Source organism: Stenotrophomonas sp. 01N47, assembly GCF_056399165.1.
The window spans coordinates 118231-136224 of record NZ_JBFTQU010000008.1; the positions used below are offsets into that span (position 1 = coordinate 118231).

The following is a 17994-nucleotide window of genomic DNA, read 5'->3' on the forward strand; positions in this document are numbered from 1 at the left end:
GCGCGCTCAGGGCGCCGGTACCCGGGCAAGCAGTTCCTGCACCAGGCGCTCACCATCCCAGCCTTCGGCGATGGCTTCATAACTGGGCAGAACCCGGTGGCGCAGCACATCGTCGGCCACGGCACGCACGTCGTCGGGGGTGACGAAGTCACGCCCTGCCAACCACGCCCGCGCCCGTGCGCACCGCTCCAGTGCGATGGAGCCACGCGGGCTGGCGCCCCACGCGATGCGGCGCGCCAGCGAGGTGTCGTAGCGCGAAGGGTCGCGTGAGGCCAGTACCAGCTCGATCAGATAGCGCTCCAGCGCGGGGGCCATGTGCAGCTCCAGCACCTCGCGGCGCGCATCGAAGACATCCTGCATCGGCAGCTTTTCCGGCGCCGCTGCGGCCTCGCCAAGCGCGCCGCGGGCACGCTCGCGGGCCAGCCGCAGGATCTCCGACTCGGCCGTCTGGTCTGGATAACCAATGCGTACATGCATCAGGAAACGATCCAGCTGCGCTTCCGGCAGCGGGAAGGTGCCTTCCTGCTCGATCGGGTTCTGCGTGGCCATCACCAGGAACAGCGAGGGCAGTGCGTAGGTGTGGCGGCCAACGGTCACTTGGCGTTCGCCCATCGCTTCCAGCAGCGCGGACTGCACTTTGGCCGGCGCACGGTTGATCTCGTCAGCCAGCAGGATCGGGTGGAAGATCGGCCCCGGTACGAACTCGAAACGACCTTCCTGAGGGCGCCAGATCTCGGTGCCGGTCAGGTCCGAAGGCAGCAGGTCCGGCGTGAACTGCACACGTGCGAAGTCTGCTTCCAGCCGTGCCGCCAAGGCCCGGATGGCCGTGGTCTTGGCCAGGCCCGGCGCACCTTCCACCAGCAGGTGGCCATCGGCCAGCAAGGCGATCAGCAGGCGTTCGACCAGCGCCGCCTGGCCGACGATCTCAGCCGACAGTGCATCGCGCAGGTCGCTGAAGGCCGCATGCAGGCGCGAGGTGACGGGGGCAGGCGGTGGAGAAATGGATTCGGGCATCGGCGGAGGCAGGTTCATGGGGGCCTTTGACCGGCGCGGGATGGCTCGGGTTCCCCACATCATCGCAGGCCGCCCGGCTGCTGGCATCAAGAACGGCTGAACAGCCTCCACGCATGGCGTGGATCTACTCGGAGAGGCATGTCGTGGATCTAGCTGCGATGGCGCAAACGACGCGGGGCCGCACGTGGCGGCCCCGGTCGGATACAACAGATGTGATGCCTCAGTTCTGGCGGGCCACTCGCAGGACCTTCGGGGTCACGAAGACCAGCAGTTCAGCCTTGTCCTTGTTGCGCCCACGCTTCTTGAACAGGTTGCCGAGGAACGGCACATCGCCCAGGAACGGCACCTTGCTGACACTGTTGCGGTCGGTGAACTCATACACGCCACCGATCACCACGGTCTGGCCATCTTCCACCAGCACGGCGGTGTTGACCTCGCGGCGGTTGATGGACGGCACGGTGCCATAGCCCTGCAACTGGATCAGCTGATCAACCTCGTCCTTCTTCACCGCCATGTTGAGGAACACGCGGTTGTCGTTGGTGATCGTCGGCGTGACCTTCAGCTCCAGCACTACTTCCTTGAACTGCACGTTCGGGGTCTGTGCGCCGCCAGTACCGCCGCCACTGATGGTCACATAGCCGATTTCCTTGCCCTGCTTGATCAGCGCCTCGCGCTGGTTGGTGGTCACCACGCGCGGGTTGGAAATCACTTCACCACGCGACTCTTCCTGCATGGCCGACAATTCCACATCAAGCAGATAGCCCGCGTTGAGGATCGACAGTGCCAGCGAACCCGGGTTGCTGGCCGCTGCCACCGGCAGGTTCCAGTTCAGGCCACGGGTGATCGTAGGACCCACCGGCACCGGTGCCGGCCCGGTCCTGCCACCGGCCACCCATTGATTGAACGCGGTCTGGTTGGCAATGGACGTAGCCACTTCCGACTCGCGGTTCTTCGCATTGGATGCGAGGTCACCGCTGAAGTAGACGTTGTCACGGCTGCCGCTGATGCCGAACTTGGCGCCCAGTTCGCGCGCGAACGTGTCAGTAGCGATGACGATGCGTGCTTCGATCAGTACCTGGTCGACCGGGCGGTCGATGACACTGATCAACTCGCGCATGCGCGCGATCTTCTTCGGAATGTCGCTGATCATCAGCGTGTTGGTGCGCTCGTCGGCGACAATGCGGCCGCGCGCCGACAGGAAGCCACTTTCTTCCTGCGAACTGCCACCACCACCGCCACCGCCACCGCCGCCACCACCGCCGATGCCCTTGGCCTCGGTCAGCGCTTTGAAGATCTGCGTGGCGCTGTGGTAGTTGATCTGGACATAGTCGGTCATCAGGTCTTCGCGGTTCTCGATCGCGATGCGCGCGTCTTCCTTCTCCTGCTCGAACTTGGCCAGCTCGGACTGCGGCGCAACCCACACGACGCTGCCGTCACGACGCTTGTCCAGACCCTTGGCACGCAGCACGATATCCAGCGCCTGGTCCCACGGCACGTTGACCAGACGCAGGGTCACATTGCCCTGCACCGAATCAGAGGCCACCACGTTCAGATTCGACTCTTCGGCGATCAGCTGCAGCACGGTGCGCACGGGCACGTCCTGGAAGTTGAAAGTCACCGGTTTGCCGGTGAAGCCGCGCTGCGGGACGCCCTTGGCAGCCTGGGTCACGCTGCCGGCAGTGACTGCGCCAACGGCGGCCTGCACCTGCCGCGGGCTGATCTCCACCACATACTCGTTGCCACTCTGGTAGGCCAGCGACTCGACCGGACCGCCCGTGCTCAGCACCAGCTGGGTGCCGGCCCCGGACGGCTTGGCGTCGATGCGCTGCACCGGGGTGGCGAAGTCGGTGACGTTCATCGGCTTCTGCAGGTTGGCCGGCAGGCGCGCGTTGCCGACATCGACCACCACGCTGTTGCCCTGGCTGCGCAGGTCGGGCATGGCGCCCTGGCCGTCGAACTGCAGGATCAGGCGGCCTGCGCCGTCATCGCCACGCTTGAAGTCGATACGCTGCACCGACAGGCTTGCCGGTGCAGTGGCCGACGTCGCAGCCAGCGCCGTGCCGGCCGGTTTTTCCGACGGTGCGGCAGCCAGCGCCGGAGCGCAGGCCAACATCAACGCGACTCCCAGCGCGCTGATGCGGTTCAAGGTAGAGCGCCGGATGGGACGCAGCCCCTTGGCTTGGTGAAAGGTCATCGTGCTATCCCCAGTAAACGATCATTGATCTTCAAGCGCGAGCGTTGCTGGACGTTCCAGCCAGCCACCCGCGCCATCCGGCACCAGTTCGATCAGCTCCACGCGGTCTTCGAAGACCGCGGTGACCCGCCCGTCGCTCTGCCCCAGGTACCCGCCGGGACGCACCCGATAGGTCACCTTGTCCGGCCCCATCACCAGCGCCACGGTGCCGGCGCCTGTTCCGATGGTGCCGACCATGTCCAGCGCGTCCAGCGGGAAGCCTTCCATCGGCTCCTTGCGCCGGTTCGGATCTGGCCGCAGTCCCCCATTCCCCTGCTGCGGGTTGGTCCAGGCATCGGTGAACGGATCGCGCATGCCCTGCGCGGAGTATTCGAAGGTCTCGAACTGCTGCATCACCGGCAGGGCCTCAATCGACTCCGCCGGTCGTGCGCGCTCGCTCTCGACCCATTTTTCCAGGTTGGGTGCATCACCCGGCGTGCTGGTCACGCCGCGACCGCAGGCGGCCAGCAGCAACACCGTCAATACCATCCCACCGCGTGCAATGAAGGAACCGGTCACTTCTTCTCCTCCTTGCCCGCTTCAGCCTTCTGCTGTTCCTCGACCTCGGCCTCATCCAGGTAGCGGTAGGTCTTGACCGTACCGGACAACTCCAGCGCACCGGCGCGGACATTGCCACTGGTCTTGTCCTTCGGCTTGAGGTTGATGTCGTGCATGGTCAGGATCACCACCCGCGGCAACGAGGCCACGCCACTGACGAAGGCGCCGAACTGGTGGTAACTGCCCACCATCCGCAGCTTGATCGGCTTCTCGGCGTAGAACTCCTTGATCTGCTCCTGCTCCGGCTCGAACAACTCGTTGGACAGGCCGCTGGACAACGCGGTCTGCGAGATGTCGATGATCAGGTCGGGCATTTCGGTCTTGCTGGGCAGCTGCCGCAGCATCTGCTGCAGTACCTGCTCCATCTGTGCCAGCTGCTGTTTCAGCGGCTCCAGGTTGACCGCGCGCTTCTGTTCCTTGGTGAACTCCTCGCGCAGCGCGGTTTCCTGCGACTCCAGACTGGCCAGTTCATCGCGCTTGCCACTGATCAGCAGCATCCACGCCACGAACATGATCACCACCGCCAGCAATGCGCAGAAAACGATCTTGGCCTTCTGTGGCCAGTTGCCGATGTCGTTGAAATCGAGGTTCTTGATGTCGACTTTCTTGCTCATGCGCGATCCCCCTGCAGCGGGGCGTGGAAGGCCTGCGGCGGCTGCGCCAGGCGGCTGCCCTCAGGCTTGGTTGCCGGTGCGGCCTGCGCGGGCTTGGCCGGCGCAGGCGTTGCCGCCGGTGCAGGAGTCGTTGCAGGCGTGGCAGCAGGTGCCGGTGCCGTCCCCGACTGCGGTACGGCAGCGGCAGGCGCTGCGGCATCGGGCCCGGCACTGAGCGGTGCGACCGTCGGTGCCATCGGCGCCGTGCCCGCCACACTGCCATCAGGGTTCAGGCCCGGCGTGGCGCCTGCTTCCTCGCTCTGCGCAGGCAGCTTGACCTTGACCTTGAACACGTACGGCAATGCCTTGATGTCAGCCACCGGGCCGGTCGCGCGCCCTTCCTTGTCCTTTTCCGGCTCACGCGCCTCGATGATCGCCAGCTCCGGATTGGTCATCCAGCCGGAAACTTCGAGGTTGCGCATGTATGCCGAGACACGGGCGTTGGACTGGGTCCGGCCCTCCAGGGTCAACACGTCGCCTTCCTGCTGCAGAGCGGTCAGCACCACACCATCGGGAATGGTGCGGACCAGCGCATCGAACAGGTGCACCATCTGCGAACGCTTGGCCTGCAGCTGTTCGATCACGGCCTTGCGGGCCAGCAATCGATTCTTCTGCTCGTCGAGGCGATCAATTTCCTTGTTCTGCTCCTTGACCTTGTCGATCTCGGTCTGCAGGTAGGCGTTGCGATCGCTCTGCCCGCTGACCTGCATGTCGTAGTAGAACCAGATCAACAGCGACAGAAGCAGGCCACCCAGGGCGGCCATGCCCAGCATGATGCCGAACTCGCGCTGGCGTTGCTTGCGCCGTTCGGCGCGCCAGGGCAATAGATTGATGCGTGCCATCAGTCAAAGCTCCTCAGCGCCAGACCGGTCGCGATCATCAGCGCGGGGGCATCCTGGGCCAGCGCGTGCGCCTGTACCTTCGGCCCCAGGGTCATCTGTGCCAGCGGGTTGGCGACCACGGTCGGCACGCCCAGCTGTTCCTCGACCATCTCCGGCAGGCCTGCAAGGGCGGCACAGCCGCCGGCCAGCACGATGTGATCGACGCGGTTGAACTCGCTGCCGGCGTAGAAGAACTGCAGCAGGCGGCTGATCTGCTGGACCGTGGCTTCCTTGAACGGCTCCAGCACTTCCATCTCGTAGCTTTCCGGCAACCCGCCCTGCCGCTTGGCCAGACCGGCTTCCTCGTAGCTCAGGCCATAACGGCGCATGATCTCGTCGGTCAGCTGCTTGCCACCGAACACCTGTTCGCGGCTGTACAAGCTACGGCCACCGCGCAGTACGTTGAGGGTGGTCATGGTGGCGCCGATATCGACCAGCGCAACCACGCCCTCGGCCGACACCGGCAGCTCGCTTGCCACCAGGGCGAAGGCGTTCTCGACCGCGAAGGCCTCCACGTCCATCACCTTGGCCTGCAGGCCACCCAGTTCCAGTGCGGACTGGCGCAGCTCGACGTTTTCCGAACGCGAGGCCGCCAGCAGCACCTGGACCATTTCCGGGTTGTTCGGGATCGCCCCGATCACCTCGAAGTCCAGGTTCACTTCCTCGATCGGATACGGAATGTAGTTGACCGCTTCCAGCTCGATCTGGGCTTCCATGTCGTTCTCGTCCAGGTCGGCCGGCATCGGGATCACCTTGGTGATCACCGCCGAACCGGCCACGGCCGCAGCGGCCAGCTTGGCCTTGCTGCCGGAACGGTTCATCGCCCGGCGGATGGCCTCTCCCACGGCCTCCACTTCAACGATGTTCTTCTCCACCACCGCATTCGGCGGCAGCGGTTCCACGGCATAATGTTCCACACGGAAACGGTTGCCGCTGCGGGAAAGCTGCAACAGCTTTACCGCAGTCGAACTGATGTCGACGCCAATGAGCGGCGACTGACTTTTTGGGATGAGCCCCACGGTTTCTCCCCTGCCGACGGGCACTTGGACGCAAGAGCTGCGTCCGCGCATTAATAACGTATTCTTAGCAAATGGCAACCGCCCTGCTGTGACATCCCTCACAGGATGAACACGCAGCCCCTGGCGTCCCCTTGCACTCCCCAGTGCCGGCCCCAGCCGCCACCTTGCGTAATCTATACTCTGCGACCACGAAATTCGCAATCGGAATCTGACACAGATGACCCGTCTCCGCCGCTGGCTGCGCTGGATCTTTCTTGTTGTCCTGGTCCTGGCGCTGGTCGGAGCGGCCGCCGTTGGCGGCCTGTACTACGCCGTTTCTTCCAAGCTTCCCGACGTGCAGACCCTGCGCGACGTGGAAATGCAGGAGCCGATGTACGTCTACGCTGCCGACGGCAAGCTGATGGCGGTATTCGGTGAGACCCGGCGTACCCCCATCACCATGAAGGACGTCCCGGAGAAGCTGAAGCAGGCGTTCCTGGCCACCGAGGATGCCCGCTTCTACGAGCACGGCGGCGTGGACTACAAGGGCATCGGTCGCGCGGTGTGGCTGCTGGCCACCACCAACGACAAGCGCGTGCCCGGCGGCTCCACCATCACCCAGCAGGTGGCCCGCCAGTTCTTCCTCAGCTCCGAGTACAGCTATACCCGCAAGCTGGCCGAGATCCTGCTGGCGCGCAAGATCGAGTCCGAGCTGAGCAAGGACGAGATCTTCGAGCTGTACCTGAACAAGAGTTTCTTCGGCAACCGCGCCTACGGCGTGGCCGCCGCCGCCGAGTTCTACTACGGCAAGAAGCTGGGCGAGCTGGACCTGGACGAGATGGCCTCGCTGGCCGGCATCCCCAAGTTCCCGTCCTCGGGCAACCCGATCTCCAACCCGGAGCGCGCCCGCCAGCGTCGTGACAACTATGTGCTGCAGCGCATGGCCGACCTGAAGTTCGTCAGCCAGGCCGAGGCCGACGCGGCCAAGGCCGTGCCGATGCATGCCACTGCGCATGAGCCACCGGTGCAGGTCGATGCGCCCTACGTGGCCGAGCTGGTGCGCCAGGAAATGATCGCCCGCTTCGGCGGCGACGTGGTCAACAAGGGCTACCACGTCACCACCACCATCGATTCGACCCTGCAGACCGCCGCCAACCTGTCGGTGCGCGACGGCCTGCTGCTGTACGACCATCGCCACGGCTGGCACGGCGTAGAGAAGCAGGTGCAGCTGGGCGCCGGCGATGATGCCGCTGCACTGGCCGAGCACCTGCGCGGCATGTTCGGCCAGGCCGGCCTGCTGCCGGCCATCGTCGCCAGCACCGGCGCCGACGGCAGCGCCACTGTGGTGCTGGCCAACCGCAGCGAGATCGTGCTGCCGGCCGGTGCCGCCAAGTGGACCAACAAGAGCCCGGCCAAGCTGGTGCAGCGTGGCGACATCGTGCGCGTGCGCGCCGGCGCCAAGGAGGGCGAGTGGCTGCTCGACCAGCTCCCGCGCGGGCAGTCCGCGCTGGTTTCGCTGGACGCCCACAGCGGCGCCCTGAAGGCGCTGGTCGGCGGCTTCAGCTTCTCCGGCAACAAGTTCAACCGTGCCACCCAGGCCCGTCGCCAGCCCGGTTCGAGCTTCAAGCCGTTCGTCTATGCGGCCGCCTTCGACAAGGGCTACAACCCGGCCTCGATCGTGCTCGACGCCCCGGTCGTGTTCCGCGACCGCCGCGGCAAGACCTGGGCGCCGCAGAACGACGGCGGCGGCTTCCGTGGCCCGATGCGCCTGCGTGAAGCGCTGGTGCAGTCACGCAATCTGGTCTCGGTGCGCCTGCTTGATGGCATGGGCGTGGACTACGCGCGCAAGTACATCAGCCAGTTCGGCTTTGCCGAATCCGAGCTGCCGCCGAACCTGTCGATGTCGCTGGGTACCGCCTCGCTGACGCCGCTGTCGGTGGCCCGCGGCTATGCCGTGTTCGCCAATGGCGGCTCGCGCGTGGATACCTGGCTGATCGACCAGGTCAACGATCGCGATGGCAACCTGGTGTTCAAGGAAAACCCGGCGATGGCCTGCCGCGACTGCGCCGGCAGCAGCGACCAGCCGGTGAACCAGGTCGTGGACGGCTTCAACTTCGGCGCCCCGGCACCCAAGGTCGATGCCACCGCCGCTGCCAAGCCGGAAGCCAAGACCGAAACGCCGGCCGCACCGGTCAACCCGGATGCACGTACCGCACCGCGTGCGATCGACGCCCGTACCGCCTACCAGCTGGTGTCGATGATGCGCGACGTGGTCCAGCGCGGCACCGGCGCGCAGGCCAAGGTGCTCGGCCGCGAAGACGTGGGCGGCAAGACCGGCTCCACCAATGATCACCGTGACGCCTGGTTCTCCGGCTTCGGCGGCCCGTACGTGACCACCGTGTGGGTGGGCCGCGACGACTTCCGCTCGCTGGGCTACCGCGAATACGGTGGCAAGGCCGCCCTGCCGATCTGGATCGACTACATGCGCACCGCGCTGAAGGACACCCCGATCGCACAGAACGAACCGCCGAGCGGCATGGTCCAGGCCACCCTCAACGGTGCGGTGGAGTGGGTGAAGGTGGAAGACATGGACCGCCTGACCGACTATGACCTCAACCTGCAGAGCACCCCGCAGGCTGACGCGGCCGCGTTCGATATCTTCTGAAGCCAGGCTGGGTGGGTGCCAACCGTTGGTTGGCACGATGGCCCGACGTTGCCTTGGTAGTCGCCAACCTTGGTTGGCGCCGATGCATCCGCCGGGCATGGCCCGGCGCTACCATGCCGCACCCGTCGGGCGCCCTTTCCCGGTAGCGCCGGGCCATGCCCGGCGAGCGTAGCGGCGCCGTTGCCTTCGCCCACGCAGATGTCACACGCCTGCGCTAGTCTGTAGCCAGGTCGCAACAGGGAGTCATCGCATGCACCGCGCTCACCAGCATGCTGTCAGCCAGACCCGCGAACGGCGTCATCGTCTCGCCCACGAAGCCGCCCGGCTGATGGCCGAAGGCGGAATCCGCGACTTCCACCAGGCCAAACTCAAGGCTGCCAGCCGCCTTGGCATCCACGACGATGCCTCCCTGCCCCGCAACGTCGAGATCGAACAGGCGCTGCGCGAGTACCAACGGCTGTTCTCCGGCCCGCAGCACGGCAGCGAACTACAGCGGCGGCGCGAGTCCGCGTTGCGGGCGCTGGAGTTCCTGCACGGGTTTTCGCCGCGCCTGGCCGGACCGGTGCTGGACGGCACCGCCGATGCCAACAGCCCCGTGCAATTGCACCTGCACAGTGACGACCCGGAGGCCGTGCATCGCTTCCTGGACGAACATCGCATCCCTGCGGAATCGCGTACGCGGCGCCTGCGGATGGACCGTGAGCGCAATCTGGATGTACCGGTGTGGGTGTTCAGTGCCGAAGACCTGACCTTCGACCTGGCCGTCCTGCCCTACGATGCGTTGCGCCAGGCCCCGCTGTCGCCGGTGGATGAGAAACCCATGCGGCGGGCGTCGGCCACGCAGTTGCGGCAGCTTCTGGCCGAGATGGAAATCACCGCCTACATCGGCGGTTGATCATGGCAGAGCCGGGCCTGTGCCCGGCTCTGCGCCAAGAGCGGCCGAGCATGGCCCGGCGCTACGGGAAGATCAGCTGTTCCTGGGCAGGGGTTGCCAATCGTGCCAGCCACGGCACCGCCGCACGGTACGGGTACTCGGCCATCATGCGCGCATGCATCTTCTGCAGGTCATCCAGGTTCCAGGCGTGCGAATACACATCCTGGAAGTCATCGGCCCAGCCACTGCGCACGCGCGTGCGTTCGCCATCAAGGTTCGGCACCAGGTACCACGGCACCTGCAGGATCTCGGCGAGCGCCTTGTTGCGTACCGCACTCTCATGCCCCGACCGCTGCAGCTGTTCGATGCGGAAACTCACGCGACGGCAGGGAAAGGGCATGCAGGCACCGGTAGCGTTGATGTAGTCGGCGATGTCGGCGTACATGTCCGCCTGCAGCTTCATCGCCACCGGGTCCTGCAGGGTCTGCCGGACCCGCAGCGTGCGCTGGGTGCTGCCGCGGATCTCCGCAGCACTGTAGAAGGGATCACCCGGCGTGGTGCCGCCGTGGCGTACCAGCACGATGCGATGGATCGCTTCGTCGGTCAGCACTTCCACCCGCACGGCGGCGGCCTCCGGATGGATGCGCGGCTGCGGCACGTTCAGCACGCGCCAGAACCCCCACACCATCAGCCCCATGCAGATCATCAGCACCAGGCACGCCAGCGTCCACGTATCCATGTCGTGGGTGACGTAGCGGATGCGGGCGCGCCAGACGTAGTAGCGCCGGTAGGTCATGAAGCGGCTCATGAAGCTGTACATCGCAATTTCCTCTGCAATGGCCCCGGCGCGGCGGGGCTCGTTACGCGCACCACACCGGGGCGCCATGGCTTACCAGCCGATGCCCACACCCACGCCCATGCTGCGCTCACCGCTGTTGGTGAACGCGCCATTGAGGCTGAAGGTGGCTGAGCCCTTGTCGTTGAGTACGCGCTGGTAACCCACCGCCATGGCCGACTCGCCCTCGGCGTAGCCCACGCCCGCACCGAGGCGGTTGTAGGTGGCCAGGCCAGCGGTGTTCATGGCCATCGCCGTCTGCGCACTGCTCATTGCGGCCATGCGGTTGAAGCGCTTGTCCATCTTGTCCAAGCGGCGTTCGACGTTGCTGATGGCGCCATCGGTGTACTCGTTGGCGCGAGCCAGCATCTTCTCCAGCTCGGCGGTATCGACCTGCGGCGTGGGCGACGGGGTGTCGTCCTTCTTCGACTTCGGCTGTGGCGCGGGTGAGGCCCCCTCGCCTGCCGAGGCCACCTGCGGCGAATCGCTGGCTTCCGGCGTTGGCGTGACCTGTTCGGTGGGCGCGACCGACGCCGTAGACAGCGCACGCGACTGCGGCTGGCCATCCACGCGCTGCTCCAGCCCGTCCATGCGGCCATTGAGTTGCTGCTGCACGGCGTGCAGCTGGCCACCGTTGACCGCCTCGCGGCTGCCGGCAGCGACCAGGCCGTTGGCCACGTTGGAGATGACCATGCCGTTGGCGCCCACCAGGGTGAGCTGGGCGGTGCCATCGCTGCGGGTGGAGGGCGTTTCCTGGAAGACCGAGCGGAGCTGGGTTTCGACGCGGTCCATGCGGGAGCCGGTGGTGACTACGGCGGAGTCCAGCGTGGCGAGGGCATCGTTGACGGTGCTCTGGTGCTGGCCCTGGACGTTGAAGCCGGGGGTGGTGACGTTGCCGTTGGCGTCGATGTTGCCGCCGAGGGCGGAAAGCGCGCCGCGCAGCTGGGCGATGGTGGCTGCGTCGTTGGCGTTGCGGCCGTTGGCTACGTTGACGAGGCGGCGCTGGTATCGGCTGTTTCCGAAGGACGCCGTGTCAGCTTCCGTGGCGATCGCACCCATGCCAATAGCGACAGACCTGACCGCACCGACTTCTGTTCTGCTAACTAAGCCTAGCGCCACGCTATCAGCCCCTGCTGCACGTGACCCAGCACCGAGAGCGAATGCACCTTCTGCCCCCTCCTCAACCAGGGCACCTCTACCCAGCGCAACCGAATTCTTGCCCCAAGCAATCGCATAAGCGCCAAGGGCTGTTCCACCCTCGTTTCCATCCTGCGGTGTCGCCTGCGCGGATTCACCAATCGCAACACCAAACGATCCAGCCTTGGCGTCCTCACTCAGATCATCCCGACCGATCTTAAAGAATCGATGAGTCGATTCCACGCTCGCGATTCGTTCATTGGTCGCATAAAGCTGACCACCGTTAACTGCATCAGTACTGAAGGCAGATGAGATGTCACCCGAATCAATCCCAGTCAATCGCGATCCAGCGAAATCGATCGGTCCACCGCGCAGATCAAGTACTTCCTGGAGGGCATGCTTCACACCTCCTTCTGACATGCTCTTCATACGCTCGATTTCATCTCCATTCCTGGCGATTTCCTGCTTGGCTGCGTACAGCTGACTACCCGTAACTGCATCACGGCTACCTGCAGCAATACGCCCATCGGCCAGATTCGACAGAACCATGCCTTGCGCACCTGCCAGATTCAGCTGACCAACTCCATCCGCCCGGGTCGAGGTTGATTGTTGGAATGTCGCACGCAGCTGGCCTTCGAGGCCATCTACGCGACTGTCAGCCCTTACCACCGCGCCATCCAGCGCAACTAAAGCGTCTTCAACGTTCTTCTGTGTTCCCCCCTGGAGGTTGTAGGTCGGAGAAACGACATCGCCATTTCGATCCAGACCTGCGCCCCCGCCAAGAGCAGCCAAGGCTTCGCTCAGTTGCCCAACAGTAGTTGCATCACTGGAGTTCACCCCTCGCCCCACATTGACGATCCGCCGCATAAGCCGAGAGTTCCCAACGGACACAACGTTTGCGTCCTCGGCTACGGAACCGGTGCCTAGCGCAACTGAGTTTTCCGCTCCTGATTCAATCTGACTGAAGGAACCCAGTGCTGCCCCTCCCGATGCGTAGACATTAGAACCCGTCCCAAGTGCAAATCCACTCTTTGCTGCGGCGTCGACAAGCGCCCCCCTGCCAAGAGCCACGGAGCCCTGCCCACGAGCGCGCGCGAATGAACCAACTGCGGTAGCCCCATCAGAGTGAATGGCTGCCTCTGCCGAATCTCCGATCGCCACACCCATCAATCCCGCCTGCGCGTAATTGCTCTCATCATCCACTCCAACTCTCAGGTAGCCATTTGATTTTTCGATCTTCTCTACCCGATCGTTAGTCGCAAACAACTGCCCGCCATTCACCGCATCCGTGCTGGTCGCAGAACTGATATCCCCCGCTGTCACGCCCGATATGCGGGCACCCTCCATATCCACCAGGCGACGATCAGCACTGAACTTAACCACGCCATCCAGATCCGGATCGAAGTTATCGAAGTCCGCACGCAGCACATCCAGCTCGATCCGGTTGTCGGCGATACGCCCGTCCTGATCCGTCAGCTGCTGCGCGTGCCCAGCCAAAGCCTGTCGCTGAGTCTCCACCGTGGTATTGGTCGCAAACAGCTGCTGCCCGGTCACCGCATCCGTGCTGCCCGTACTCAGCGTGCCGTTGGCGATGTTGTAGATGCGCCGCTTGCCACCGCTCTTGTTTGCCACATCCACAATCGTGCCGGTGTTCTCTGCACCCAGACGGACGTTGCCGCTGGCAGAGACCTGGCCCACCAGTCCGCCCAAGGCATCAGCTTTCAGCACAGCGCCATCGGCTACGCCACGGGCAGCGTCGGCCGCCGTCTTCGCCGCGGTTGCCGCCGTGCGCACGCTAGTCACTTCGCTATTGGTGGCATTGAGCTGCTGCCCAGTCACTGCATCCGTGCTGGACGTACTGAGCACGCCATTGGCCAGATTCTGCAGCTTGCGCTTGGCACCGGCCTTGTTGGCAACGTCGACGACGGTGCCGGTGTTGTCTGCACCCAGGCGTACGTTTCCACTTGCCGATACCTGCCCCACCAGGCCATCCAGTACCGCCACTCGCGCCTGCGCAACGTCCGCGGTCGCCTTCACAGCAGCCACGCTGGTGTTGGTGGCATGCAGCTGCTTGCCAGTCACCGCTTCACTGCTGGACGTACTCAAGGCGCCATCGGCCACGTTGACCACTTTGCGCTTCAACGAGCCGTTGCCCACCGAGACCTGATTGGTTGCAGTCGTGGCTGAGCCATTGCCGAGCGCAACCGCGCCCGCATGTGTCGCACTGGCGCGATCACCGAGGGCCAACGCGCTCTGTGCCGTGGCGTTCGCTTGGTTGCCCACCGCCGAGGCATACAGGCTGCTGGCAACGGCCCCGCGCCCGACCGCCGTGGCCTGGTTGGCCGACGCGTTGCTCTGGAAGCCCAGTGCCGTTGCGTGCGTGCCTTTTCCGGATGCCTCATGCCCGACCGCAATACCACGATCACCCGTTGCGAGGGCATCCAGCCCAAGCGCCACCGCGCCGTTGCCGCTGCGGGTGCCAGCCCCGATGGAGACCCCTCCGTTACCATTGACCTTGTTGCCCGCGTCATCCACCGTCGCGCGAGCGTCCGCGCCCATGGCGACGCTCTTGCCGTTGTAGGCTTTGGCGTTGTTGCCCAGCGCCGTACTGATGCCGTAGCTGGCCTGCTCCGCGACAGCTCCCGCGCCCAGTGCCACGGCACTGGCATTCAGCCGCGCAGCCGCTGCATCGGCAGCAGCCTGCGCCTTGCTGACATTCGCATTAGTGGCGTTGAGCTGCTTACCCGTCACCGCCTCGGTGCTGGTCGTGCTCAGCGCTCCATCCTTCAGGCCCGTGATGCTGCGCACCGCATTGGACTTGTTGCGGGCATCCAGCACAGTGCCAGTGTTCTCACCACCCAAACGCACATTGCCAGTGGCCGATACCTGACTGACCAGGCCACTGACCGTATTGGCCTTGGCTAATGCAGTGTTGGCATTGGTGTTGGCCGTAGTGGCCGTTGACTGTGCTGCTGCAGCCGTCGTCTTCGCTGCATCGGCTGCAGTTTTGGCACTGGTCACATTCGTGTTGGTTGCATTGAGCTGCTTGCCCGTCACAGCTTCCGTGCTGGATGTGGAAAGCGCCCCATCCTTCAGGCCGGTGATGCTTCGAACAGCATTGGACTTGTTGCGCACATCCAGCACGGTGCCGGTGTTCTCACCACCCAGCCTTACGTTGCCAGCGGCCGATACTTGGCTCACCAGGCCACTGACCGCATTGGCCTTCGCCAGCGCCGAGTTGGCATTGCTGTTGGCCGTGTTGGCGGTGGACTGCGCTGCCGTAGCTGTCGTCTTCGCTCCATCGGCCGCCGTCTGGGCCTTGGTGACGTTGGAGTTGGTGGCATACAGCTGCTTACCAGTGACCGCATCACTGCTGGTCGAGTTCAGCCGCGCATCGGCCACATTGACCACCCGCCTTTTCACGCTGGCACTACCGACCGAAACGGTGTTGGCCTCTGTGGCAAGCGATCCACGACCAAGTGCCACAGTGCCATTTGCCGATGTCTTTGCACCATAACCAACAGCCACACCGTCGTACTCTGCGCGCGATTCCCCACCCAATGCGATCGCCCCCGTCCAGCCACTACTGCCCGCGTACGCATCACCACCAATGGCAATCCTGGAAATGCCGGCGCCATCATTGGTCCTGGAGCCACTGCCTACAGCAATCGAATTGTCTGCGTACGCCTTAGCATTGTTACCGAAGGCCGTCGCACCGACTCCGTCGGTATAAGATTCAGCGCCAACTGCGGTGCTATACCCCTGTCGCACTCTGACGCCATAGCCAACGGCTACGTTGTTGGTTCCACTCGCGGTCAACAGGCTTCCGTAACCAACCGACTTACTGCCCGTCAGACTGGAGCGTGAGCCGAGAATCATCTGCAGGTCACCTGAGACTGTCGAGTCCCGGTAAAAATTATCCGTAGTCAGCGCGACCTGTGTGTGCAGCGAGTTTATCGAACCTGCAGTAGCAGCTGCCTGAAGCGGAAGATTACCGAACATGCTCCGCAACGCAGGGTCCGCAACAGATGGAGTCGCCGGATAGTCTTCGACCAGGCTTTGTTCATCGAAATCACCCGGCTCGACCTCCGGCTCAGCGGCCTGCGCGACCGTCGCAAGCATGACCAGTCCAACCGTACCAGCCGCAAGAACGGTACTGGTGCGCTTTCCGCGAGGAGATGCAAGCTCGCTGGCGACAATCCAGCACTGCCGAGCCGTTGACCAGAGACGACGATAGATTTTGTTCATGGCATTTCCTTAACAATGGAATCGAATGTGAGCGTCGCTGCGGAACAGTTCCGCTGCGACGGGATGTCAGAGGTCGTGTGTCTGTATGTGCTCGCGATAGCCATCGCGGGTCAGGCGGTAACGCATCTGCAGCGTGTGTCCCGGCTGCACGGTGAAAGGCAGCTCCAACGCACTACCCGGATACAGGCTTCGCGACACGTCGTGTGCCGTGCAGCGCGCGCCATCGCAGTCGGCAATGCTGGTGATGCCCACGCGCACCGTGCCGGTGTTACGCAGACGATTGCCTTCCACCTGTACCGCCATCGCGGGCTGCGCAGGCAGCACATTGACCAACGCGCCCCAGACCAGGCTGACGCCGATGTTGGCCTGTGCGCGCTCGCCCTCGCCTGCGCGTTCAGCCCCTTCAGGGCCACGCACGCCTTCGAAGTACACGCGGTAGGCGGTTTCCTTCTCGACCGGCTGCAGCGGAATCACACGGATCAGACGATTGCCACCACCGGCAAGCGCGAACTTGCCGGGGGTGATGGCAATGGCCGCTTCGCCGGGCTCGACCTCGACCTCCTGTTCGTCTGCACCGGCGGGATTGACGATGCGCTTGATGGAGACCTGCACGTACTGCGGCAGGGTGGACTGCGAATAGATTCGGATCTGTGCACCCTTCTTCACGTCCACCGAAGTGCGCATGGGGTGCACGGTGAGGTTGGCGTGGGCAGGCATCGCCATCAGCAGCGACAAGGGAAGCAGGCAGCGAATGAGAGGCTTCATCGGGGGCTCCATGGGAATCAGGGCGTGACAGTGGGAACGCGCAGTTCCACCTTGAGATCGCCGTCGTAGTAGCCGGGGCGTTTGCTGCTGACCGGCACGCGGGGGGTATCCAGCGTCAATGGCGTGGGCACGCAGAACACCGGCTGGGTCATGCCGGGCAGCAGCACCAGGCGCAGCTTTGCGGTGTCGATGCCGTGCAGCAGCTGCTCCACACCGTTGCGCATGGGCAGAGCGCTGCCGTTGTGATCGAGGGTGACGGTGTAGTCCACGCGCTGCGTGGCGTCGCTGCCGCCGTCGGTATGCCAGACCGAGTAGCCTGAAGGCCCCGGAAGACGCGGCCCGCTATCGCGCACGGTGACGCCCAGGTACTGGCTCTGCGAACCCAGTCCGTCGTACAGGCACATGTCGAGTTGGGCCCGACCGCCGACGGTCTGTGCGATCGGGTCATACTGCAGATTCAGGCCGACGTGTGGCGTGACCTGGTCGAATAGCGGGAAGTAGATGGAGACCGCGTTGTAGTCGGTGATGGTGAATGCAAGATTGAAAGTGTTCACAGCAAGAACGGAGCCTGCTGGATCAGTCCTCAAGTTCAAGATCAGCTTCCCGTGCCAACGACCAGCGACAAGCTGATTAAGTTCGCTCTCCGGAAGAAGCAGTTCAACAGAGGTCCCTATTGCTTTCTCGCCGCCACACTCCTCTTGGCGCGAGGTCCAGATCGGTCGCTTCCAGCCAAGCCAGAACTCTGGACCACATGCACGTTCGCCAATCGCTCGACTTAGAGCCGCCATGACGCGAAGGTCTGCAGTCAGACCGCTGCGCTCCTCCACCATCCGCGTCAGAATGGGCGCCGGCCCGCTTTCGAGGCTCTCTAGTCCACTAGTCGGGCACAAGCCTGTACTCGTGGTCGAGTTCGATTCGCATGTCAGATGGATTCGACCGTACTGCAGATTGTGATCCCTGCTGTAGCCCATAACCGTCCTCGGCGCCCACAACTCGATATCCCCAGGCATCGCAGAGCGATCCCAGCTCATCACGATGTCGCGATGCTCACTGGTCGGATGCGTTTCCGGCGGCCGCTGCGCCATCGCCCGCGGCGCCAACACCACCAACGCACACAACACTGCCATCACCCA

General features: G+C 64.3%; 12 protein-coding genes. 2 read left to right on the forward strand and 10 right to left on the reverse strand.

What is annotated here, in order from left to right; genetic code table 11:
* Nucleotides 1-6: 6 nt before the first annotated feature.
* From AC1DKR_RS15875 to AC1DKR_RS15900, 6 genes are all read right to left on the reverse strand, one after another.
* Nucleotides 7-1032: an AAA family ATPase gene (locus tag AC1DKR_RS15875; protein WP_478033588.1), complete on the reverse strand. Its 1026-nt coding sequence runs from the start codon at nucleotides 1030-1032 to the stop codon at nucleotides 7-9.
* A 202-nt stretch (nucleotides 1033-1234) separates the two neighbouring features.
* Nucleotides 1235-3208, reverse strand: coding sequence for a type IV pilus secretin PilQ (locus AC1DKR_RS15880; RefSeq protein ID WP_447945503.1), 1974 nt, complete (start codon nucleotides 3206-3208; stop codon nucleotides 1235-1237).
* A 21-nt stretch (nucleotides 3209-3229) separates the two neighbouring features.
* Nucleotides 3230-3736: a pilus assembly protein PilP gene (locus AC1DKR_RS15885; protein ID WP_223497293.1), complete on the reverse strand. Its 507-nt coding sequence runs from the start codon at nucleotides 3734-3736 to the stop codon at nucleotides 3230-3232.
* A gap of 26 nt (nucleotides 3737-3762) precedes the next feature.
* Complete coding sequence (locus tag AC1DKR_RS15890; RefSeq protein ID WP_223496380.1) at nucleotides 3763-4419, reverse strand: type IV pilus inner membrane component PilO; 657 nt, start codon at nucleotides 4417-4419, stop codon at nucleotides 3763-3765.
* Complete coding sequence (locus AC1DKR_RS15895; protein ID WP_478033590.1) at nucleotides 4416-5300, reverse strand: PilN domain-containing protein; 885 nt, start codon at nucleotides 5298-5300, stop codon at nucleotides 4416-4418. The genes AC1DKR_RS15890 and AC1DKR_RS15895 overlap by 4 nt, the downstream gene beginning before the upstream one ends.
* On the reverse strand, nucleotides 5300-6358 hold the full coding sequence (locus tag AC1DKR_RS15900; protein WP_032951624.1) for a pilus assembly protein PilM: 1059 nt from the start codon (nucleotides 6356-6358) through the stop codon (nucleotides 5300-5302). Before AC1DKR_RS15900 ends, AC1DKR_RS15895 begins: the two co-directional genes overlap by 1 nt.
* Nucleotides 6359-6575: 217 nt before the next feature.
* On the opposite strand from AC1DKR_RS15900, the gene AC1DKR_RS15905 reads away from it, so the two are divergent.
* Together AC1DKR_RS15905 and AC1DKR_RS15910 are read left to right on the forward strand one after the other, a co-directional pair.
* A complete protein-coding gene (locus AC1DKR_RS15905) occupies nucleotides 6576-9002 on the forward strand; it encodes a penicillin-binding protein 1A (protein WP_336031790.1) in 2427 nt (808 codons plus the stop codon).
* A gap of 250 nt (nucleotides 9003-9252) precedes the next feature.
* Nucleotides 9253-9897: a hypothetical protein gene (locus AC1DKR_RS15910; protein ID WP_059064965.1), complete on the forward strand. Its 645-nt coding sequence runs from the start codon at nucleotides 9253-9255 to the stop codon at nucleotides 9895-9897.
* Between the two features lie 61 nt (nucleotides 9898-9958).
* On the opposite strand, the gene AC1DKR_RS15915 is transcribed toward AC1DKR_RS15910, so the two are convergent.
* The 4 genes from AC1DKR_RS15915 to AC1DKR_RS15930 all read right to left on the reverse strand — a co-directional run bounded on the left by AC1DKR_RS15915 (nucleotide 9959) and on the right by AC1DKR_RS15930 (nucleotide 17988).
* The gene (locus AC1DKR_RS15915; RefSeq protein ID WP_312112245.1) at nucleotides 9959-10696 is read right to left on the reverse strand and encodes a hypothetical protein; all 738 of its coding nucleotides are present in this window, start codon (nucleotides 10694-10696) and stop codon (nucleotides 9959-9961) included.
* Nucleotides 10697-10765: 69 nt separating this feature from the next.
* Nucleotides 10766-16096: an ESPR-type extended signal peptide-containing protein gene (locus tag AC1DKR_RS15920; protein ID WP_478033593.1), complete on the reverse strand. Its 5331-nt coding sequence runs from the start codon at nucleotides 16094-16096 to the stop codon at nucleotides 10766-10768.
* Between the two features lie 66 nt (nucleotides 16097-16162).
* The gene (locus AC1DKR_RS15925) at nucleotides 16163-16861 is read right to left on the reverse strand and encodes a pilus assembly protein (RefSeq protein ID WP_430766921.1); all 699 of its coding nucleotides are present in this window, start codon (nucleotides 16859-16861) and stop codon (nucleotides 16163-16165) included.
* Nucleotides 16862-16878: 17 nt separating this feature from the next.
* A complete protein-coding gene (locus tag AC1DKR_RS15930; RefSeq protein WP_478033610.1) occupies nucleotides 16879-17988 on the reverse strand; it encodes a CfaE/CblD family pilus tip adhesin in 1110 nt (369 codons plus the stop codon).
* Between the last annotated feature and the right edge of the window lie 6 nt (nucleotides 17989-17994).

Excerpts from the sequence above, each read along its gene's own strand:
- AC1DKR_RS15885 (WP_223497293.1), bottom strand. The coding sequence starts at position 3,736 with ATGGTATTGACGGTGTTGCTGCTGGCCGCCTGCGGTCGCGGCGTGACC.
- AC1DKR_RS15930 (WP_478033610.1), bottom strand. The coding sequence starts at position 17,988 with ATGGCAGTGTTGTGTGCGTTGGTGGTGTTGGCGCCGCGGGCGATGGCG.
- AC1DKR_RS15890 (WP_223496380.1), bottom strand. The coding sequence starts at position 4,419 with ATGAGCAAGAAAGTCGACATCAAGAACCTCGATTTCAACGACATCGGC.
- AC1DKR_RS15875 (WP_478033588.1), bottom strand. The coding sequence starts at position 1,032 with ATGAACCTGCCTCCGCCGATGCCCGAATCCATTTCTCCACCGCCTGCC.
- AC1DKR_RS15925 (WP_430766921.1), bottom strand. The coding sequence starts at position 16,861 with ATGAAGCCTCTCATTCGCTGCCTGCTTCCCTTGTCGCTGCTGATGGCG.
- AC1DKR_RS15880 (WP_447945503.1), bottom strand. The coding sequence starts at position 3,208 with ATGACCTTTCACCAAGCCAAGGGGCTGCGTCCCATCCGGCGCTCTACC.
- AC1DKR_RS15910 (WP_059064965.1), top strand. The coding sequence starts at position 9,253 with ATGCACCGCGCTCACCAGCATGCTGTCAGCCAGACCCGCGAACGGCGT.
- AC1DKR_RS15905 (WP_336031790.1), top strand. The coding sequence starts at position 6,576 with ATGACCCGTCTCCGCCGCTGGCTGCGCTGGATCTTTCTTGTTGTCCTG.
- AC1DKR_RS15920 (WP_478033593.1), bottom strand. The coding sequence starts at position 16,096 with ATGAACAAAATCTATCGTCGTCTCTGGTCAACGGCTCGGCAGTGCTGG.
- AC1DKR_RS15895 (WP_478033590.1), bottom strand. The coding sequence starts at position 5,300 with ATGGCACGCATCAATCTATTGCCCTGGCGCGCCGAACGGCGCAAGCAA.
- AC1DKR_RS15915 (WP_312112245.1), bottom strand. The coding sequence starts at position 10,696 with ATGTACAGCTTCATGAGCCGCTTCATGACCTACCGGCGCTACTACGTC.